The organism is Prevotella sp. SGI.167, assembly GCF_050313615.1.
In the GTDB taxonomy this organism is placed as follows: domain Bacteria; phylum Bacteroidota; class Bacteroidia; order Bacteroidales; family Bacteroidaceae; genus Prevotella.
The window spans coordinates 1-3,669 of sequence record NZ_JBNPLT010000068.1; the positions used below are offsets into that span (position 1 = coordinate 1).

The 3,669-nt window shown below is 34.2% G+C and carries 3 protein-coding genes; all 3 read right to left on the reverse strand.

Annotated features, from left to right (window positions below; genetic code table 11):
- Positions 1-151: 151 nt before the first annotated feature.
- Positions 152-1,387 (reverse strand): replication initiation protein, encoded by a 1,236-nt coding sequence (locus tag ACQRBJ_RS15715; RefSeq protein ID WP_153122973.1) that lies wholly within the window; start codon positions 1,385-1,387, stop codon positions 152-154.
- 119 nt (positions 1,388-1,506) lie between these two features.
- Positions 1,507-1,809, reverse strand: a complete 303-nt coding sequence (locus ACQRBJ_RS15720) for a hypothetical protein (protein ID WP_445304192.1) — start codon at positions 1,807-1,809, stop codon at positions 1,507-1,509.
- Positions 1,810-1,818: 9 nt separating this feature from the next.
- Positions 1,819-2,628 carry a ParA family protein gene (locus tag ACQRBJ_RS15725; protein ID WP_153122970.1) on the reverse strand — a complete coding sequence of 270 codons (810 nt, stop codon included), beginning with the start codon at positions 2,626-2,628 and terminating at the stop codon, positions 1,819-1,821.
- Positions 2,629-3,669 lie beyond the last annotated feature (1,041 nt).

Genomic DNA, 3,669 nt, shown 5'->3' on the forward strand with positions numbered 1-3,669 from the left:
CATGGCAGGCTATGCTACATTGATGGGTTCATACCTCGAATGGTATCCAAAATAGGAACCGCCGTATGCGGAACCGCATGTACGGTGGTGTGAGAGGTCGGAAAACGAAAGTAGGAGAAAAACTACTTCGTTTTCCTCCTACTCGATTAGATTATCCTTGGTAGAAAGTAGGAGCAAATGAACCAACACAATTGAAGAACTCTTGAGCTATCTTTTCTACACCCAGAGTTTTGAGTAATTGAAAATCTTCTTGTGAAGCCTGTATGCAGAATCTTTGATTTTTCATGCCGAGGAACTTCACCCTACTGAGCAATGTTGTCTGGGAAGGATCTATTATTCTTGATAGAAATTCATTCCATTGCTCTTCCCCACACTTTTCCATTTGGATCTTGCTTTTTTCAGGTTTCACAACATGAGCAAACAAGTCACCTACAACAGGTTCTTTGGTTCCGCTAGCTTTAGGAAGTCCTTTCCTATCCAATATCTTGCCATTGATATGGGCTTTTCCCAAAGCTGTTCTTTTGATTTTAAACACCAGAGCTTCAGGATTACCTCTTGTTTGTCCCCTTTTGTATATTGGTGTGCAATCAGTGAACATTATATCAATTTTGTCTTCTTTACTTAGTTTTGCAAAATCTTCTTGTACTGCATCCAATACTTGTTTCTTAAATTGAGAGAATTTTGGATACTGTTCTTCCTCTACTGTTCCGTCTTCAGCTATTTTAGCCATACCTAGATATTCTTTCAGTTGCATGAAAGGTACTTTTATGGTCATTTTGCCTTTATTTATTCCCATTTGACGCAGTAGAAAGAGATATATTCTTGGAGTGTTAAGTCGGCTAGCATATCGTGCAATCAAGGCTATATGATGAATGAAGCCTTGGCTCATGTCAAATGCATATTTGGCAACAACTGGGTCAATTTTTAACTCGACCTCTCCTTTTGACCTATCGTATGATACTCCCTGTTTTGTATAGCCGTTTGTCACAATATCTTCTGTTATGTTTGAAAATACGTGCTGAATAACGGCTTTGCCATCTATTTTGATTCTCACACTAAAGTCTAGGAGTTCTTTAAGAGTTTTACGCAGATCTTTATAGTGGCTTGATTCTATACCTAATTCACTCAATTTAAGTTTGATTTTAGGTACATTCATGGCAACGTGTTCTTTATCTACTTCAAACATATAGTCTGAACGTAGATTTCCTTTTTCACGCTTTTCGTTGAAGTATCTCGTAACGTATTCTTGTAGATGTGAACTTACGCAAAACAATATATGTTGCTGGGAAAGCGTGCATTGTTTGTCTATCTTGGTGAAACTAAATGGAGTATTTATCCACTGCTCATCAACATGGCTCTTTGCTATTTCATTTTTTTTATCTGTCATATTGATATTTCTGTTAGTATAAACAATGATTTTGTTTTTTGTTGTCGAAATCCCGTTTTTTAGTTTCCAAATAAGTAAACTTGATCCATAGTCTAAAAATTTTAGATTATGGTTGTCTCTTAAGACTCGTTTTTCTTAACTTGTATGTACAATCTTATTGCTTCACGTATGATTTCTTCATAATTCATCCCTTTGCTGCTAAGTTTAATCAGCATCAGTTCTTTAAAGTCTTCTTCTGACAGATATGTCTGAACTGCATGCATGGTTGCTCTTTTTTCTGCCAGACTCATTTTTTTCTTTTTTGCCGGTTGTTTTGCCGGTTGCTCTATATTATGCATAACAGGTTGTTCTACTGGTTGTTCTGCGCCTGGACGAACTGCCTTATTCATAATACAAAAGGCTGCACGAAAATCCTTTCCCATTTTTCCTAATTATTTAAAATTAAACAATTCTTTAATAACCAATTCATAATCTATTGCGGCTGAGCAATAAGGGGCATAATGAAACAAATCTTGTTTTACTGTTTGAGCCTCATTAACCTTGATACAGCGTCGAACACCATGTTTTAGAATTTTTTCTTTATATTTTTCACGTAGAGTTGATAAAGCTTGTCGCACAATGACAGGTCTCTCGTCCAGCATAACTGGCAATAACCCTAACAATTCCAAATCTTTATTCAACGCAAAACGACCTTCTTTGACTTCCTTCATTGCTGCAAGAACAGCGGATAATCCAAAAACAGACAAGCCTTCCATCTGAACAGGAATAAGCAAATGACTGGCCACCACCATTGCGTTGTAAGTAGATAGCGACATTGCTGGAGGACAATCTATAAAGATGTAATCAAAGTAATCTATTGGATTACTTATGCTCTCACCTGTATAATCAATACAGTCACTATTGATGCATGCGCCTAACACTTGACGAGGTGCACCTGTGTTTTGAAGAAAAGGATCGACATCCTGCATCTTTGCAGAGCCAGGAACATAATATACACCTGTTTCTGTTTTGTAGATAGGTAATCCCTTACATGCGATCATTGACTCAAAAACAGTAGCACACCCTTCTGGTGCATGATTTAAAAGGGTCAAGTTGCATTGAGGATCTAAGTCTATCTCAAGGATTCTTAATGTTTTATCCTTTCTCAACATTCCTGCTGCAAGATTTTGCACTGTTGTTGTTTTGCCTACGCCTCCTTTATTGTTGACGATAGCCAAAATCATTTTCAGTTTATTTTCCATGTTTTTGACTTTTAATTATTCATTTTTGTGCAAAGATACATTATTAATTTGAAATAGCCAAATTTTAAATTACTTTTTTACATGGAAACATGTTTTTTGACGAACATGTTTTCATGAATAAATTCTAACTTATGTTTTGTGTGAGTTAAAGTGTTAGAACACAGGTGTCTAAGATATAGTATGAATGTTTTGTAAACATACATGAAAACATGTTGTATTGCAAACATGTTGTCATGATATTCTGTAAATATGAAAGTCGTTATGCATGAGTGACATTTTATAAGTTTTTCTCATTCTATAAGTAATCTTTGAAGTATATTTATATGGTTCACTGTCTTTATATGTTTATCGTATGCATGTAAACATGAAAGCATGAATACTTGAAAACATACCTACATGATACATGTAAACATGCATACTTGGATTTGTGTTTTCATGATTTTGTTATCTTTATATCTATGCGTCTGTTTGAATTGACAGATGATATAGTAAAATGTCTTGATATTAAGCTGTTAAAAGGATTGTGAAAATTTATATATATGCTGTTATATTTGTATTTTTATCCATAACTTTTCGGAAAACATGTTTGCATGATTACATGTCAGTTTGCAAACATGTAATTTAGCGCACAAGTAAATATTAAATATGAAAACATGAACTATAGTAAACATGTAGACATGTTTATTCTTCGATGCATGCAATATTATTCTATTATTTAGCCTCATATTTTGATCGGATTCATTTTGTTTTTGTCTGCAACTTCTGAAATGATGTGAGAATAAACTAGCAAAAATATATAATATTATAAAATAAGGTATGGCTGTACAAAATAAATATTTAATTGTTTACAACTGTTAAAAAGTCGCCATTTATCGAACTTTTTTGTCGAAGAATTTGGTGGAATGGAAAATAGTTAGTACCTTTGCACTCGCTTTTGAGAAATACGGTTTCTCTTAGCAATTAAAGAAAGAGTTCTTTGAAAGATTTTACATAAACAGACAAGTAGTACAAGAAGCGGTTTTGGATTACACCTTAATTATA